Below are 15,267 nucleotides of genomic sequence, written 5' to 3' on the forward strand. Positions count from 1 at the left end.
CGGTTCCGTTCAGCGGTGGTCGACGGTGAGGGCCAGCGAGCCCAGCCCGCCGACGGGGTCGCGGCGCAGGGCGACCGAGCCGAACGGGGTCCGCAGCCGCAGCCAGCCGCCCGCGGCGAGGAGCGAGACGGGGAAGCCGGGGTCGGCGCGGAGGAAGCCGAGGGACTGGGCGGCGTGGACCGCGCGCAGCGGCAGTTCGGTGGCGCCGACGGGCCGGGACCAGATCTCCCGGCCGATCCGGTCGCGTTCGGCGCGGGTGCGCAGCTCCTCGGGCAGCGCCTCGTCCCGCGTACGGAATTCGGCGACGGCCGCGTCGAGGTCGGCGCGCAGGGCGTCGGGCCGGGGCAGCCCGGCCTGTTCCCGCCAGGGGCCCCGGGGCGGCAGGACACCGGTCCAGGGCGGCCCGGTCACGGGAGCGGGCAGCGCACCGCCCCGCTCACCGGGTCCCTCCCCGGAGGCATCCCCCGGGCCCTCCCCGGAGACATCGAGGGACTCCAGCAGCTCCCCGGCCGACACCGTGACGTCCAGCGTCTCGGGGCGGGCCAGGCGGGCGGCACGGATCGCAAGCACCTCGAAGGAGGGCGGGCGGCCGAACACGGCCAGTGCGTCGCCGCCGCCCGCCTGCAACCGGACCGCGGCGGCCCGGTCGTAGTGGAGCAGCCGACCGAGGAAGGCGGCGAGATCCGCCGCCTCCCTCGCGTCGGCGAACAGCAGCGACTGCACAGGCACCGTCATGCCGCGGCGGGCTCCTCTGCCAGGTACTTCTGGAGGAAGAGCTTCTCCTCGGCGGAGATCCGCCGAGGCCGCTCCTCGGCCAGGTTGTACGGGACGACGACGGTCGAGGCCCGTACGTACACCTGGTCGGGGTCCTTGATCTCGTAGGCGATCGTCAGCGACGCGGCGCCTATCTTCGTGACCCACGACTCGACGGTGACCGGCTCGTGCCGGTGCACCAGCGGCCGTACGTAGTCGATCTCGTGCCGGGCCACGACGGACCCGCCCGAGAACGACGGCGAGCCGTCCCCCGGCGCCAGCCGGAACATGAAGTCGATGCGCGCCTCCTCCAGGTAGCGGAGGAAGACCACGTTGTTCACGTGGCCGAAGGCATCCATGTCCGACCAGCGCAGGGGGCAGCTGTAGATGTGACGGGCCAAGACGATCAGCCTCGCGTGAGCTTCTTGTACGTGGCGCGGTGCGGGCGGGCCGCGTCCGCCCCGAGACGCTCCACCTTGTTCTTCTCGTACGACTCGAAGTTGCCCTCGAACCAGTACCACTTGGAGTCACCCTCGTAGGCGAGGATGTGCGTGGCGACGCGGTCCAGGAACCACCGGTCGTGGGAGATGACCACTGCGGCGCCCGGGAACTCCAGGAGGGCGTTCTCCAGCGAGGAGAGCGTCTCGACGTCGAGGTCGTTGGTGGGCTCGTCGAGGAGCAGCAGGTTGCCGCCCTCCTTGAGCGTCAGCGCCAGGTTGAGGCGGTTGCGCTCACCACCGGAGAGGACGCCGGCCGGCTTCTGCTGGTCCGGGCCCTTGAAGCCGAACGCGGAGACGTAGGCGCGGGACGGCATCTCGACCTGGCCGACGTTGATGTAGTCCAGCTCGTCCGAGACGACGGCCCAGAGGGTCTTCTTCGGGTCGATGTTGGCGCGGGACTGGTCGACGTAGGAGATCTTGACCGTGTCGCCGACCTTGATGGAGCCGCTGTCCGGCGTCTCCAGGCCCTGGATCATCTTGAACAGCGTGGTCTTGCCCGCGCCGTTGGGGCCGATGACGCCGACGATGCCGTTACGGGGCAGCGTGAAGGACAGGTCGTCGATGAGGACCTTGTCGCCGAAGGCCTTCGAGAGGTTCTCGACCTCGACGACGATGGAACCGAGGCGCGGGCCCGGCGGGATCTGGATCTCCTCGAAGTCCAGCTTCCGCATCTTGTCGGCCTCGGCCGCCATCTCCTCGTACCGGGCGAGACGGGCCTTGGACTTGGTCTGGCGCCCCTTGGCGTTCGACCGCACCCACTCCAGCTCTTCCTTGAGCCGCTTCTGGCGCTTCTCGTCCTTGCGGCCCTCGACCTTGAGGCGGGTGGCCTTGCGGTCCAGGTACGTGGAGTAGTTGCCCTCGTAGGGGATCGCGCGGCCGCGGTCGAGTTCGAGGATCCACTCGGCGACGTTGTTCAGGAAGTACCGGTCGTGGGTGACGGCGACGACGGCACCCGGGTACTTCGAGAGGTGCTGCTCCAGCCAGTTCACCGACTCGGCGTCGAGGTGGTTGGTGGGCTCGTCGAGGAGGAGCAGGTCCGGGGCCTCGATGAGGAGCTTGCAGAGCGCCACACGGCGCTTCTCGCCACCGGAGAGGTTGGTGACCGGCCAGTCGCCGGGGGGGCAGCCCAGGGCGTCCATGGCCTGCTCCAGCTGGGCGTCCAGGTCCCACGCGTTGGCGTGGTCCAGGTCCTCCTGGAGCTTGCCCATCTCCTCCATCAGCGCGTCGGAGTAGTCGGTCGCCATGAGCTCGGCGACCTCGTTGAAGCGCTTGAGCTTGCCCATGATCTCGGCCGCGCCGTCCTGGACGTTCTCCAGGACCGTCTTCTCCTCGTCCAGCTTCGGCTCCTGCATGAGGATGCCGACGCTGTACCCCGGCGACAGGAACGCGTCACCGTTGGACGGCTGCTCCAGGCCCGCCATGATCTTCAGCACCGTGGACTTACCGGCGCCGTTGGGCCCCACGACACCGATCTTGGCGCCGGGCAGGAAGTTCAAGGTGACGTCATCAAGGATCACCTTGTCGCCGTGCGCCTTGCGCGTCTTGCGCATGGTGTAGATGAACTCAGCCAAGAGAAACCGTCCGGCAGCAATAGAGGTGTGGGCAGATACACCCCATCTTGCCTGACGTCCATCCCCGGACGGAAACCCGTCCGGGGATCGGCCACCCGTCGCTGCTCACGGCCGCGCACCCGTAGCCACTCGGTCAACTACTCAGCGTGCTGCTGTGCTTCCTTGCGGCGCATGACGAGCAGGGCGCCGCCGCCGATGACGAGGAAGCCGACGGCGAGGGCGGCGATCATCGGGGTGGTGCTGGAGCCGCCGGTCTCGGCCAGGTCGCCCTCCAGGCCGGAGGTGGTGGTGCCGGTCGAGGCGGGGACGGACTGGCGGGCGCTCTGGGGGCCGACCCCGGTGTCTTCGTCGCCCTGCTGGTCCTGCTGGTCCTGCTCGGCCGCGATGACGCTGCCGCTGGTGGCGCAGTCCAGTACGCCGGTGAAGTTCTTCCGGAGGCCGCCGGGGCCGGTGATGGTGAAGTCGTACGGCTGGTCCTCGGCGACCGGGATCGTCACCGTCTCGGTGGCTCCGGCGGCCACGGTGTGCTCGTAGCCCCCGAGCTCGAAGGTGAAGGGCTCGTCGCCCTGGTTGGCCGCGGTGATGTCCACGCCGCCGGCCGCGCAGTTCTTGCGGGCGGTCAGCGCGGGGGCGGCGCCCGTCTCGGCCCAGGTGGCGGTGGCCCGGGCGGAGACCGTGGACTCGCTGGAGCCGGCCAGGATCTGGGTCTGGGTGCGGGTGGTTCCGGCGAAGGCGCGGCCGACCGGTACGGAGGTGGTGGTCTGGACGGTCAGGGACGCGGAGCCGTCGGTGGAGCCCCTGGGCACGTCGAAGTAGAGGCGGGCGCCGTCGGTGGCCGAGGTGACGGGCGCGCCCTTCTCGTCGGTCACCGTGATGCCGCTCGCCGCCGCGTCCACCGGGGGTGACACGGAGACCTGGTCCGCGTCCGTACGGACGGTCACCGGGCCCAGCCGGTCCCCCGCCCGGCCGGAGACCGCGGCGGGCTCCAGCGTCAGGGAGGCCCGGGGCTCGGCGACGTTGCGTGCGCTCTTGTGCAGCCAGTCGGCGAGCTTCTCGGCCTGCTTGTCCGACGCGGTGACATCGGCGCCGTCCGAGTAGCGCCAGATGGCGACCTGGGTGCCCGCGGCGGCGGTCCGCTCGGTGAGGGGCCCGGTGCCCGCCGCCTCGGCCAGTGCGGCGAGGTCGTCGACCTGGGGGTAGGAGTGCTGGAGGATCCACCGGATCTTCCCGGCGTTCCTGTTGGCGCCGAGGGAGGTCTCGGCCCACGGCGTCTCCAGGTACTTCGCCTGGTCCTGGGTGGGGTTGTGGAGGTCGATGCAGTACGTCTTGAGCTTGCCGCCGCCGTCCACGGTCATCTCGAAGAGCCCGGCGGGCAGCTCCTGCGTCCGGTCGGGGGCGCCGTTCTCGCCCGGCAGGCGGAGCACGGCGCTGTCGAAGGTCTTCAGCCCGTCCAGCACCGCCGCCGCGCCGCCCTGGTGGCGGCCCGGGTCGTCGGCGGCCGCCGTACCCGTACCGGCGAGGGTGGCCGCCGCGACGAGACCGGAGAGCAGCAGCGCGGTCACCGGCCGGAGGAAGGCGCGCCCGCGCCCTCTCCGCCCGGTCTCCCCGACGTGCGCCGCCCTGCCGGTCCCCCCGGCGTGCGCCGCTCTGCCGGTCCCCCCGGTGCGCGCTGCTCCGCCGCGGACGGCGTGCACCGCCTTGGCGTCGGACGGCGAAGCGGACACTGAAGACGCAGAAAACACAGAATTCCCCTCCGGGCGAGACCCTCGCGCGTGGTGCGCGTGTGGGGAATGCCCCGCCAGCAGACTCAAGTGACCCATGAGCTCTGGGAATCCTAAGGACCGGGCGAACCACAGTCCCCCGTACTGCCCCCGGCCAACCATTCCGAATCGGAATCGTTATCGCCGGGGCCGCCCCTCCGACCAGCACTTTCAGGACACAGCGACCCTTTCGGGAGTTCGGTCGACCAGGGCCTGTGACGCGGCGGAACCGCCTTCCGACTCTCCGTCAGCTCCGCTCCGTACAGCTGCCGTCAGCGCCGGTTCGGTCCGGACGACCCGGCGGAATGCGGCGGTCCCCCGGCTCAGGTCGTGGCCGACCGCGACCGCCTCGACGTCGACGAACGTCCTGCGCCCGCCCTCCCGTTCCTCCTCGCGCACCTTCAACCGGCCGTGCACCACCAGGGGTTCACCGATTGCGACCGAACCGGCCAGGTTCGAAGCCAGCGTCCGCCAGGCCCACACCGTGTAGAAGCTGGTGGGGCCGTCCGTCCACAGCTGGGTCTCGCGGTCCCGGCGCCTCGGGGTCACGGCGAAACGGAATCGCGCCATTCCCCCTGTGGCCGTCTCGCGGAAGTCCACCGCCGTGGCGGCGTTTCCCACCAGCGTCACCATCGTCTCGTTCATTTCCCGCCCCGTTTCCCTCGTTCCGGCGTTCCGTCGATCAGGCGTTCTGTTGTTCCGTTCACCGGTGTACCGATGTACCGACTTCGCCGGTGTACGGACTTCATGGTGGACGCCGGAAACGAATCTCGCCGGAGCCTGTGGACTACTGGCCGGTTGTGGAAAACTCCGTCACCGCCGCGTACCGCTCGCGCACCTCCCGGTACCGCACCAGCTCCGCCGAGACCGGGTCCAGGACCCTGGCCCGGCCGCACCCGGCGGCCGCCTCGCGCAGCCGGCGTTCGGCGTCCTGCCCGTAGCGCCGGGCGGGGCCGCGGATCGCCGCCGCGCAGGACCACTCCACCAGTGGCCCGCCGACGACTCCGGCCAGCATGATCAGGGCGGGGGTGACGAGCCCCGGCTCCAGGATCCCGACGATCTGGCCGAGCAGCCACAGGCCGCCGAAGACCTGGAGCAGTGTCATGGAGACCTGGGCCAGCACCGCGGCGGGCCACCACTTCGGCCGGGGCGGCTTGGCCGGCCGCCCGCCGAGCGCGAGGCCGGTGGCCGGACCCCGGCCGGCACCCCCCGGAGCGCCCGAACCCTTACCCGACGCCTTCCCCGCGTCCTTGGAGGAGCCGCCCCCCGCGGCCGCCAGCTCGTCCAGCGCCTCCGGCAGCCCTTTCGCCCCGTTGAACGCCGCCTCCCGCACCGCCTGCGCCCAGGGTGCGGGCAGCCCGTCGGAGGCGTCGTCCGCGACGATCCGGACCGCCTGCTCCACGCGCTGCCGGGCCGTCAGCTCCTCCTCGGGCGGGGCGAGCGCCTGGCCCATCCGGTCCAGGCTCCCCGGCAGCCCCCGGGACTCGTACCAGCGCCACAGCCGCAGCCACGGCGTCCCGCACGCGCGCCCGGCGTTCCGGCGCCACTCCCGCTCGGCGGCCTGCCCGGCGGCGGCCGCCCCGACCGCCTCGGCCAGCCGGTCGGTGAACTCCTCCCGGGCCCGCTCCCCCAGCCCCGGCCGCCCCTCCGCCACGTACACGGGGCGCAGCCGCGCCGCCGCCGCGTCCACGTCGGCGGAGAGGCGGCGGGTGGCGGCCGTGCGGTCCTGGACGAACCGGCCGACCATCTCCCGCAGTTCGGGCACCCCGTCGCCGGTCAGGGCGGAGAGGGACATGACGGTGGCGCCGGGTTCGCCGTGCTCGCCGAGCGCCATGCCGTCCTCGTCGAGGAGGCGGCGCAGGTCGTCGAGGACGAGGTCGGCGGCCTCGCCGGGCAGCCGGTCGATCTGGTTGAGGACGACGAAGGTGACCTCGGCGTGCCCGGCGAGGGGGCGCAGGTAGCGCTCGTGCAGGGCGGCGTCGGCGTACTTCTCCGGGTCGACGACCCAGATCACCGCGTCGACCAGCGCCAGCACCCGGTCCACCTGGTCCCGGTGGGCGGTCGCGGCGGAGTCGTGGTCGGGCAGGTCGACCAGGACGAGCCCTTGGAGCGCCTCGTCGAAGGCGGCGGGTCCGGGGTGGGGCCTGCGGCGGAGCCGGCCGGGGATGGCGAGGCGGTCGAGGAGGCCGGCGGCCCCGTCGGTCCAGCTGCACGCGATGGGCTGGGAGGTGGTGGGGCGGCGCAGCCCGGTGTCGGAGATCTGGGCCCCGGCGAGGGCGTTGAACAGGGTCGATTTGCCGCTCCCGGTGGCCCCCGCGATGGCGACGACCGTGTGCCGGGAGGAGAGCCGCTGCCGGGCCGCCGCCTCGTCCAGCACGCGTCCCGCCTCGGCGAGGGTGTCGCGGTCGAGGCGGGCGCGGGAGAGTCCGACGAGTTCGCGCAGGGCGTCGAGGCGGGTGGGGAGGGGGCCGCCGGGGGGCCCGTACGCCTCGACCTGCGGCCGTACGTCGTCGTCCTCGGGAGCGGAGTCGGCGGGCCGCCCCGTGGACTCGGCGGAGCCATCACCCGTACGGGAGTCACCGGTACGGGAATCACCGGTTCCGGAGCCGCCCGAGCCGGAACCGGAGCCACCGGTCACGGAGCCGCCGGAACCGGAGCCGGAATCACCGCCCCGGGCGTCGGCCGCCGCGGCGCGCCGCGCGATGAGCCCGTCGTCCCAGCGTCCGGCGGCCTCCTTGACCGGAGCCTCCGGAACCTCCGGAGCCCTCTCCTTCCGCTCGCCGGTGGCCGCCGTGCCGTTGCCCTGGTCCTCGTCCGTGACGGCAGTCATCGCTGCCACCTCTCCTTCTGCAGTACGGAAAGCGCGGCGATCAGTTCGGCCTGCGGTTCGGGGGCGACGTCGAGGGCGTCCAGCGGGGCGAGCCTGCGGTCGCGTTCGCCGCCGAGCACCTGGTCCAGATAGGTCGTCAGCAGTTGGCCGCCCTTGTCGCGCAGGCGCAGCACACCCTGGGCCCCGATGCGTTCGGCGAGCTGCTCCCCCGCCGTACGGGCCCGCCGTCCGCCGAGCAGGGCCGCCGCGAGGAGGGCGGCGACGGTCTCGGGGTCGGGTGCCACGCTGCGTTCGAGCTGGCGCACCTCTTCCTCGGCTAGCTCCTCCAGAACCCGCCGCCACCGCCGTACGGCCACGGCGATCCGGCCCTCGATATCCTCGGCGGGCCCCCATCCCCCGGCTTCCCGCCCGGCGCTCTCGAACCGGAAGACCCCGGCGGCGGGCTCGCGGCTCCACCGCGTACGGATCTGGTCGTCGGCGGCGGAGACGGAGCACTGGAGGAGGGCGATCAGGCTGTCCACCAGGGCTTCGAGGAGTTCGCCGGGTGCGCTGTAGAGGGGGTAGCCGCGCCACCGGGTCCGCGCGTCCCCGGAGAGGACGGCCCCGCTCCGGAGCCTGCGCCGGATCCGGTCGGCCTCCTTGCCGTACGCCTCCTCGACCACGCCGGTGAGCCGTACGGACGCCGCGTACTGCGCTGCCACGGCCGACGCCAGCTCGGGCATCCGTACGTTGAGCGATTCGATGAGCCCGGAGGCCGTACGCCCCACCGCCTGCTGCCGGGCCGCGGGGTCCTGGGCCCGGTGGGTGAGCCAGGCGCGCAGCGGGGCGACGGCGGTGGTGGGGAGCAGTCCGCTGCCGCCGCCCGCGGACTCGGGGAGTTCGGGGATGGTGAAGCGGGGTACGTCCCCGAGCCCGGCGCGGGTCAGGAGCGCGGCGTACTGCCGGGAGACCTCGCCGATCACCTGGTGGGGCACCCGGTCGAGGACGGTGACGAGGGCGGCGTCGTACTCCTTCGCGGTACGCAGCAGATGCCAGGGCACCGCGTCGGCGTACCGGGACGCCGTGGTGACCATCACCCAGACGTCGGCGGCGCAGATGAGTTCGGCGGCCAGGACCCGGTTGCGTACGACGAGGGAGTCGATGTCGGGGGCGTCGAGGATCGCGAGCCCGCGGGGCAGGCTGACGGCGGTCTCCACCCGCAGCACGTTCGCGTCGTCGTCGGCGCCCGCCCCGAGGTCGTCGAGGCCGTCGGGGTCCCGGGCCTGCCCCGGCGGCAGCCAGATCCGGGTGAGCTGAGGCAGCACCCGTACGCCGGCGAACCAGTGGTGGTCGTCGGGGTGACAGACCAGCACCGGAGTACGGGTGGTGGGCCGCAGCACCCCGGCCTCGCTGACCCGGCACCCCACGAGCGAGTTGACCAGCGTGGACTTCCCGGCCCCGGTGGAGCCGCCGATCACGGCGAGCAGCGGGGCCTCGGGATCCTTGAGGCGCGGCAGGAGGTAGTCGTCGAGTTGTGCGAGGAGTTCGACCCTCGTCTGCCGGGCGCGTTCGGCCCCCGGCAGCGGGAGTGGAAGACGCACGGCGGCGACACGGTCGCGCAGGGCGGAAAGTGCGTCGATGAGCTGAGGCCGTACGTCCATGGTCACCACATGCGAAGAATGCCCAATTTTGGCGCCTTTTTGAAGCGTATAGGCCCCTCTGCGCGGCGGTTCCACCCTCTGGACAGCACCAGAACGGACTCCGGACAAACTCTGGACAAGAGGGACGAGTGGGGCGCAGGCATAACGAGTGCACAACACCCGGGCCGCTTGGCGCGAAAAGCGGTGCACGATCCGCACCTACCTGCGATTATCGGTTCGCTTCACCGAACCTCCACATCGTGCCACGCAGGTGAAGCAACCGGGTCCAGGCGATCGGAGCCCTATCCTTGTCCCGGCACGGCCACGGAACCACCGATCAGGACTCCCGGCCCCCGTAGCTCAGTGGATAGAGCAGGCGCCTTCTAAGCGCTTGGCCGCAGGTTCGAGTCCTGCCGGGGGCACACCGACCGCACGACCGTGAGGCCCTCCGCACCGGGGGGCCTTTTCGCTGGTCGGGGCAGGTTAGCGGGGAGCGGCGTAGTGGCGGCGTAAGAGAAGATCCGGCACGGAGCCCGGCTCCTCGGCTTCCTGCGCATATCCAGGAAAAAGGCCATTCCGGTTGAGGAGTGGGCACATGCCGGATCATTCTTGCGGGCATGACCCTGCGCTCCTCCTCCCGTGATGTTTCCGGCCCGCGTGATTACGCCTTCGACTGGGCGCTGGTGGATGTGGAGACGTCCGGGGTCATCGCGCGGCGGGACCGGGTGCTGTCGGTCGCGGTGGTGACCATCGGTCCGGACGGGGAGCAGACCGGGGAGTTCTCGACCCTGCTGAACCCGGGGTGCGACCCGGGGCCGGTCCATGTACACGGGCTGACCGCCGAGCGGCTGCTGGGGGCGCCGACCTTCGGGCAGGTGGCGGGGCAGATAGGGGCGCTGTTGCAGGGCCGGGTCCTGGTGGCCCACAACGCCCAGTTCGACTACGACTTCCTGGCGCACGAATTCGCCCGGGCCCGTCTGCGTCTGCCGGTCTCCCAGCGGATGTGCACCCTCGCCCTCAACCGGCAGGTGGACCCGCCCGCCGCCGACATGAAGCTGGGCACGCTCGCGGCGCACTACGGCGTGGAGCAGACGCGGGCGCACGACGCGCTGGACGACACCCGTGTGCTGGCCGGCATCCTGCGCGCCACGCTCCGGGAGGCCGCACGGCTCGATCTGCCCCTTCCTCTGGTGGCCTGCCCGCCGCGCCAGGACACGCAGTTCGCACCTCAGCCGCCGAAGACGCCCTGCGTGTACCGCAATCCGGGGCGGGCGGAAGTGGGCGGCCCGCTCGTGCAGGGCATGAAGATCGCCATCACCGGGGAGACGGCCACCTCGCGCACCGAGCTCGTGGCGCGGTCGGTCGCTGCGGGGCTGAACGTCATGTCCTCGGTCAGCCGCCACACGAGCGCGCTGGTCACCAACGAGGCGGGCTCAGGTTCGGCGAAGACCCGGCGGGCGGCGGCCGAGGGCGTACCGGTGATCGACGAGCACACGTTCCTGCGGCTGCTCGACGACGTACGCCCTGGCACACCGCACCAGGCGGCAGGGGCGAAGGTGGCCGACACGAGGCGCTCGTCGGGCGCCTCTGCTTCCGGGGGCTCAGAGACCATCGCCCCTGCGCCCGAGGCGGCCGTGCCCGAGGCGAACGCTCCGGCGGCCGTGCCTGAGCCCCGGAGAGCCGCTCCGGAGACTCGGGCAACCGCTCCTGCGCCGGACGGCCCGGCACTCGCGGCTGTGGACGCACCCTCCTCACCGGAAGCGGCCGTACCTGCTCCGGGCCGACCGGCCCCAGCGGCAGCACCGGAAGGCCGCCGTCCCCTGGCCGGGCGGCGGGTCCTCGTCCTGGGCGGCACGCACCCCGCCGCCTCGGCCGCGCGCACCCGGGTCGTCGAGTTGGGTGGTTCCGCCGCCATCAACCTCTCGCGCAGCGTCACCGATGCCGTCCTCCTGTCGGGCGGAGAGGCCGATCGCCGGATACGACGCCTGCCGGGGCTGGGACTTCCCGTGCACGACGAACACTGGCTGACCGCCCCGGAGGACGCCCCCGCCGGGACCGGCACCACCCCCAAGGCCGGTCGGCCCTCGACCCCGGAGCGCCCGCGGACCCCCCTCGTCCTGCCGCGCGGCGGTGTCGTGGACCTGCCCGGCCCGCAGGGGGCTCCGGCATCGCTGTGGCACATCACCGCGGCCTGGGCTCCGCAGGACGCGTGCGAGATCGACGTCGTCGCGTTCGTTCTCGACGACGACGAACAGGTCACCTTCGACGAGGACTTCGTCTTCTACGGTGTGCCCGAGAACCCCGCCGGCACCGTGCGGCTGCTCACCGACGGCCCGGCGGAGCAGACGATCGCCGTCGACCTGGCCTCGCTCCCGCCCGCCTCCCGCAAGGTCGCCGTCGCGGCCGCCGTCGACGGGGAGGCGACCTTCGGCGACGTCGGCGCGGTCCAGGTCACCGCGGTCCCCGGCACCGGAGCGGCACCGCTGGCCAGGGCCACCCTCGACGCCGCCACCACGGAACGCACGCTGCTCCTGGCCGAGTTCTACCGGCGCGGGCCGGTCTGGCGCTTCCGCGCGGTCGGACAGGGGTACGACCACGGGCTCGCGGACCTGGTACGCGGCTACGGCGTCGACATCGCCGACTGAGGGGTCGGGCCCGGCCCCGCGGCCCCGCGCCTCCCCTCACCAGTAGCAACCCGCAGCCGACGGGTGTGGGTGACCCGTCGGCCGCGGGCCTTCTCCCCGAGCCCGGGCACCTGGGCTGCCCCGCGTCGTACCGCAGCGGGGCGACGCCCCCCCTGTAAGGCACCGACGCCGGAACACCCACCCCACCCGCCCCTCCCACCCCCCTAAGCGGAATCCGCAGCACAAGGGTGGCGGGCCGACGAAACGTTCGGTACGGGATGACGTTCAGGGCGGCGCAAGAACGGGCAAATCGATCCTGTACGGCCCGTAGGCGGAATCCCGTCGCAGGGCGCCCCCCACTTCTCCGCAAACCCGTTCGGGCGAGCGCAACTTCGTTGTGCCGTCCGGGATCCGAGCCTGCTCTCCCACCGCCGAACACGCCTGCGAATCTGCGCACCGCCTGGAAAGGAGCGCCACGATGGCGACGCCGCTGTCCGCCGACAAGCTGCTCAAAGCCCTCCGCGACGAAGGCCTCAACGTCGTCGAACACAGGAGCTGGCGTACGAACAACCGGAATCACAAGGGGCCCTGGGGCCCGACGCACGGCGTCATGATCCATCACACCGTCACATCGGGCACCGCCTCCTCGGTGGAGCTCTGCTACAACGGCCACTCCGCCCTCCCCGGCCCCCTCTGCCACGGCGTGATCGCCAAGGACGGGACCGTCCACCTCGTGGGGAACGGGCGGGCCAACCACGCCGGGCTCGGGGACGACGATGTCCTGCGGGCCGTCATCGCGGAGAAGGCCCTGCCGCCGGACAACGAGGCCAACACCGACGGCAACCGGTACTTCTACGGGTTCGAGTGCGTCAACCTCGGCGACGGCAAGGACCCGTGGCCGGCTGCCCAACTGCTGGCGATCGAACGGGCGGCGGCCGCCGTGTGCCGGGCGCACGGCTGGGGCGCGCGGTCGGTGATCGGGCACCTGGAGTGGCAGCCGGGCAAGGTCGATCCGCGCGGCTTCACCATGAACTCGATGCGCACCAGGATCGGCAAGCGGCTGGGCGGTGCGCCGGACGGGCCCTCCAAGCCGCCTCCGAAGCCGGCGTACGAGCCGTTCCCGGGGGCCTCGTTCTTCACGGTCGGCCGCAACAGCCCGATCGTGACGGCGATGGGCAAGCGGCTGGTGGCGGAGGGGTGCGGCCGGTACACGGTGGGCCCCGGCCCGGCCTGGTCGACCGCCGACCGGAACTCGTACGCGGCCTGGCAGCGCAAGCTCGGCTACACCGGCACGGACGCGGACGGCATCCCCGGGAAGACCAGCTGGGACCGGCTCAAGGTGCCCAACGTGTGAGTCGGAGCCGTAGCGTCGGCAGTTTCACAGCGCGACGGCCAGCAGGACGCACGCCACCAGCACGAACGCGGTGCGGATCTGGTGGAAGGTGTTCCAGCGGGGTTCGAAGGCCTTACGGGCGGCGCTGTCGTCGCCGCCCTCCGACCTGGCGAGCGCGTTGTTGAGCGGGATGTTCCCGGCGATCGTGACCAGGTGCCCGGCGACCACGCAGAGCAGCGCCCCCGCGATCGCGGGGCCCGCCACCTCGTCGTGCTGACCGAGTCCGGTGAAGAGCGCGGCGGCGGGCAGGGCGACCACGCCGAAGAAGAGGACGAGGAAGAGGGGGCCGGGGACCTTCTCGTTGAAACGGCGCATCGCCGCCGTGAACTGTTCGTCCGTCAGGTCGGCGAGGCCCGGCATGATCGCGATCAGGAACGTCAGCATGAAGCCCGCGTAGAGGCCGGTGACGATCACGGAGAGTGCGAGGAACAGTGAGGTCATGGCCGACATCATGACCGGTGACAGCCGTTCGCACAGCCATATTTCGCATGACTGTGCGAACGCCGTCGGCTGTCGCGGCGGCCGTGCGCTCAGCCGATCTCCCCCTCGCCGCCGTCTCCCCCGTCCTCCGGTCCGGTCCCGTCCCTGAGGGCCTGCGCCTGGCCGATCGCCGTCGCCAGCTTCCGTACCGAACCGTCGTCGGTCCGGGCCGCCAGCTTGTCCGCCCGGGAGGCCAGTTCGCCGAGTGCGGGCGTGCCGGGCAGGTCGCCGCCGCGCAGGGTGTCCGCGAAGTAGGCCGCCACCGCCGCGACTTGGAGCCGCTGCGGTGCGCCGTTCCAGAGTTCGCCGGCGATCGCCCCGGTCCGGACCGTGTTGCTCTCCTCGTACGCCTTGCGCGTCTTGGGGTCCAGCCAGCGCACGGTCGCCTTGGCCACCTCGCCGGACGCGCCCTCGCGCAGCCGTACGGCATAGAGCGCGGTCACCGTGTGGCCGGGGCCGACCTCGCCGCCGTCGACGCTGTCGTCGCGGAAGTCCTCGTCGGCGACCTTGCGGTTCTCGTAACCGATCAGCCGGAACTGCTTCACGGTCCTGCGGTCGAAGGCGACCTGGGCCTTGGCGTCGCGCGCCCGGAGTTCGATGTGGGCGGGCAGCTGGTCGACGAAGACCTTGCGGGCCTGCTCCTCGTCGCCGACGTACGTGGTGTGGCCGTCGCCGCGGTTGGTGAGCCGCTCCATGAACGCGTCGCCGTAGTCGCTGCCGACGCCGACCCCGAAGAGGGCGATGCCGTACTCGCGGCGGGCGGAGTCGATCCGTTCCAGGATGTTGTCGGCGCTGGTGTCGCCGGTGTTGGCCAGCGCGTCGGAGAGCAGCACCACCCGGTTGTTCACGCCCTTGCGGTGGCCCTTGACCGACTCCTCGTAGCCGCGTTCGATCCCCGCCTCCACGTTGGTGGACTGGGCGGGCTCCATCGCGTCGACCGCGTCGCGGATCTTGTTCCGGTGGCCCTTGAGGCGCGTCATCGGCAGCCGGGTCTCGGCCTCGTCGCTGAAGGTGACCAGGGAGACGGAGTCGTCGTCGCGCAGCTCGTCGGTGAGGATGTCCAGGGACTTCTTGACCAGCCCGAGGCGGCCTTCGCCCGCCATGGAGCCGGAGACGTCGACGACGAACGTGAGGGATGCGGGCGGCCGTTCGCTGCTCGGCGGGGCGGCCTTGGTGGCCAGCCCGACCCGCAGCAGCGACCAGTCGGAGGCCCCGGAGCCGGTGCCGCCCTTGGCGCCCGCGCCGATCCGGGCCCCGTCGACCGTGACGGAGAAACCGTTGCCCTTCGGACGCTCGTACCCCTGCTTGAAGCTGTTGACGAACTCCTCCGGCCGTACGTCCGCCGCGTCGGGCAGCCTGCCGTCACCGAGGGTGCGGCGCGCATAGCCGTAGCTCGCGGTGTCCACGTCCAGGGCGAAGGTGGAGAGGTAGTCCGGGGCGGCGATGTCCGGCTTGGCCGTGTCACCGTTCTCGCCGTGCTCCCCGTTCCTCCCCTTCTCGCCGCTCTTCTCGGACGGCCGGCCCTGGTCCGGTGCCACCGCGTCGGGCGCGGGCTGCCCGCCGGTGGAGCCCTGGGCCGGGCGTGCGCCGGAGCGCTTGTCAGCGGCGGTGCCGTCCGACGAGCCGCCCGCACCGCACGCGGTGAGCAGCATCCCACCCGCGAGCAGAAGCGCCGCCCCCGTCCTGCCCCCGGCCCTGCCCCTTGTCGTCCGCTTGCCGCTTCGCTGGTCCATCATC

General features: G+C 72.3%; 11 protein-coding genes and 1 tRNA gene. 3 read left to right on the forward strand and 9 right to left on the reverse strand.

The annotated features are described in order from the left end of the window. Nucleotides 1–9: 9 nt before the first annotated feature. The 7 genes from GTY67_RS09955 to GTY67_RS09985 form a co-directional block, all read right to left on the reverse strand. Nucleotides 10–735 carry a hypothetical protein gene (locus GTY67_RS09955; RefSeq protein WP_161278426.1) on the reverse strand — a complete coding sequence of 242 codons (726 nt, stop codon included), beginning with the start codon at nucleotides 733–735 and terminating at the stop codon, nucleotides 10–12. After that, complete coding sequence (locus GTY67_RS09960; protein WP_107439760.1) at nucleotides 732–1,154, reverse strand: thioesterase family protein; 423 nt, start codon at nucleotides 1,152–1,154, stop codon at nucleotides 732–734. The genes GTY67_RS09955 and GTY67_RS09960 overlap by 4 nt, the downstream gene beginning before the upstream one ends. Before the next feature lie 5 nt (nucleotides 1,155–1,159). After that, nucleotides 1,160–2,824: an energy-dependent translational throttle protein EttA gene (ettA, locus tag GTY67_RS09965; protein ID WP_093688355.1), complete on the reverse strand. Its 1,665-nt coding sequence runs from the start codon at nucleotides 2,822–2,824 to the stop codon at nucleotides 1,160–1,162. A gap of 137 nt (nucleotides 2,825–2,961) precedes the next feature. Continuing rightward, nucleotides 2,962–4,566, reverse strand: a complete 1,605-nt coding sequence (locus GTY67_RS09970; protein ID WP_161278427.1) for a Cys-Gln thioester bond-forming surface protein — start codon at nucleotides 4,564–4,566, stop codon at nucleotides 2,962–2,964. 189 nt (nucleotides 4,567–4,755) lie between these two features. Then, nucleotides 4,756–5,229 (reverse strand): single-stranded DNA-binding protein, encoded by a 474-nt coding sequence (locus GTY67_RS09975; protein WP_093688359.1) that lies wholly within the window; start codon nucleotides 5,227–5,229, stop codon nucleotides 4,756–4,758. A gap of 142 nt (nucleotides 5,230–5,371) precedes the next feature. Next, the gene (locus tag GTY67_RS09980) at nucleotides 5,372–7,414 is read right to left on the reverse strand and encodes a YfjP family GTPase (protein ID WP_161278428.1); all 2,043 of its coding nucleotides are present in this window, start codon (nucleotides 7,412–7,414) and stop codon (nucleotides 5,372–5,374) included. Then, nucleotides 7,411–9,054, reverse strand: coding sequence for a dynamin family protein (locus tag GTY67_RS09985; protein WP_161278429.1), 1,644 nt, complete (start codon nucleotides 9,052–9,054; stop codon nucleotides 7,411–7,413). Before GTY67_RS09985 ends, GTY67_RS09980 begins: the two co-directional genes overlap by 4 nt. 328 nt (nucleotides 9,055–9,382) lie before the next feature. Here GTY67_RS09985 and GTY67_RS09990 point away from each other — a divergent pair. From GTY67_RS09990 to GTY67_RS10000, 3 genes are all read left to right on the forward strand, one after another. Next, a tRNA-Arg gene (locus GTY67_RS09990) sits at nucleotides 9,383–9,455 on the forward strand. Nucleotides 9,456–9,650: 195 nt separating this feature from the next. After that, on the forward strand, nucleotides 9,651–11,678 hold the full coding sequence (locus GTY67_RS09995) for a TerD family protein (protein WP_161278430.1): 2,028 nt from the start codon (nucleotides 9,651–9,653) through the stop codon (nucleotides 11,676–11,678). Between the two features lie 457 nt (nucleotides 11,679–12,135). After that, on the forward strand, nucleotides 12,136–13,011 hold the full coding sequence (locus GTY67_RS10000) for a peptidoglycan-binding protein (protein WP_093688367.1): 876 nt from the start codon (nucleotides 12,136–12,138) through the stop codon (nucleotides 13,009–13,011). A gap of 24 nt (nucleotides 13,012–13,035) precedes the next feature. Here the strand turns inward: GTY67_RS10000 and GTY67_RS10005 are convergent, their stop codons facing one another. Beyond that, on the reverse strand, nucleotides 13,036–13,503 hold the full coding sequence (locus GTY67_RS10005; RefSeq protein WP_161278431.1) for an anthrone oxygenase family protein: 468 nt from the start codon (nucleotides 13,501–13,503) through the stop codon (nucleotides 13,036–13,038). A gap of 77 nt (nucleotides 13,504–13,580) precedes the next feature. Then, nucleotides 13,581–15,263, reverse strand: a complete 1,683-nt coding sequence (locus tag GTY67_RS10010) for a von Willebrand factor type A domain-containing protein (RefSeq protein WP_161280018.1) — start codon at nucleotides 15,261–15,263, stop codon at nucleotides 13,581–13,583. Nucleotides 15,264–15,267: the final 4 nt, after the last annotated feature.

Origin of the sequence: Streptomyces sp. SID8374, assembly GCF_009865135.1 — a bacterium.
Classification (GTDB): Bacteria; Actinomycetota; Actinomycetes; order Streptomycetales; family Streptomycetaceae; genus Streptomyces.

Coding starts and splice junctions, on each gene's coding strand:
- GTY67_RS09980 (WP_161278428.1), bottom strand. CDS start 7,414: ATGACTGCCGTCACGGACGAGGACCAGGGCAACGGCACGGCGGCCACC.
- GTY67_RS09955 (WP_161278426.1), bottom strand. CDS start 735: ATGACGGTGCCTGTGCAGTCGCTGCTGTTCGCCGACGCGAGGGAGGCG.
- GTY67_RS09985 (WP_161278429.1), bottom strand. CDS start 9,054: ATGGACGTACGGCCTCAGCTCATCGACGCACTTTCCGCCCTGCGCGAC.
- GTY67_RS10005 (WP_161278431.1), bottom strand. CDS start 13,503: ATGATGTCGGCCATGACCTCACTGTTCCTCGCACTCTCCGTGATCGTC.
- GTY67_RS09975 (WP_093688359.1), bottom strand. CDS start 5,229: ATGAACGAGACGATGGTGACGCTGGTGGGAAACGCCGCCACGGCGGTG.
- GTY67_RS10000 (WP_093688367.1), top strand. CDS start 12,136: ATGGCGACGCCGCTGTCCGCCGACAAGCTGCTCAAAGCCCTCCGCGAC.
- GTY67_RS09995 (WP_161278430.1), top strand. CDS start 9,651: ATGACCCTGCGCTCCTCCTCCCGTGATGTTTCCGGCCCGCGTGATTAC.
- GTY67_RS10010 (WP_161280018.1), bottom strand. CDS start 15,263: ATGGACCAGCGAAGCGGCAAGCGGACGACAAGGGGCAGGGCCGGGGGC.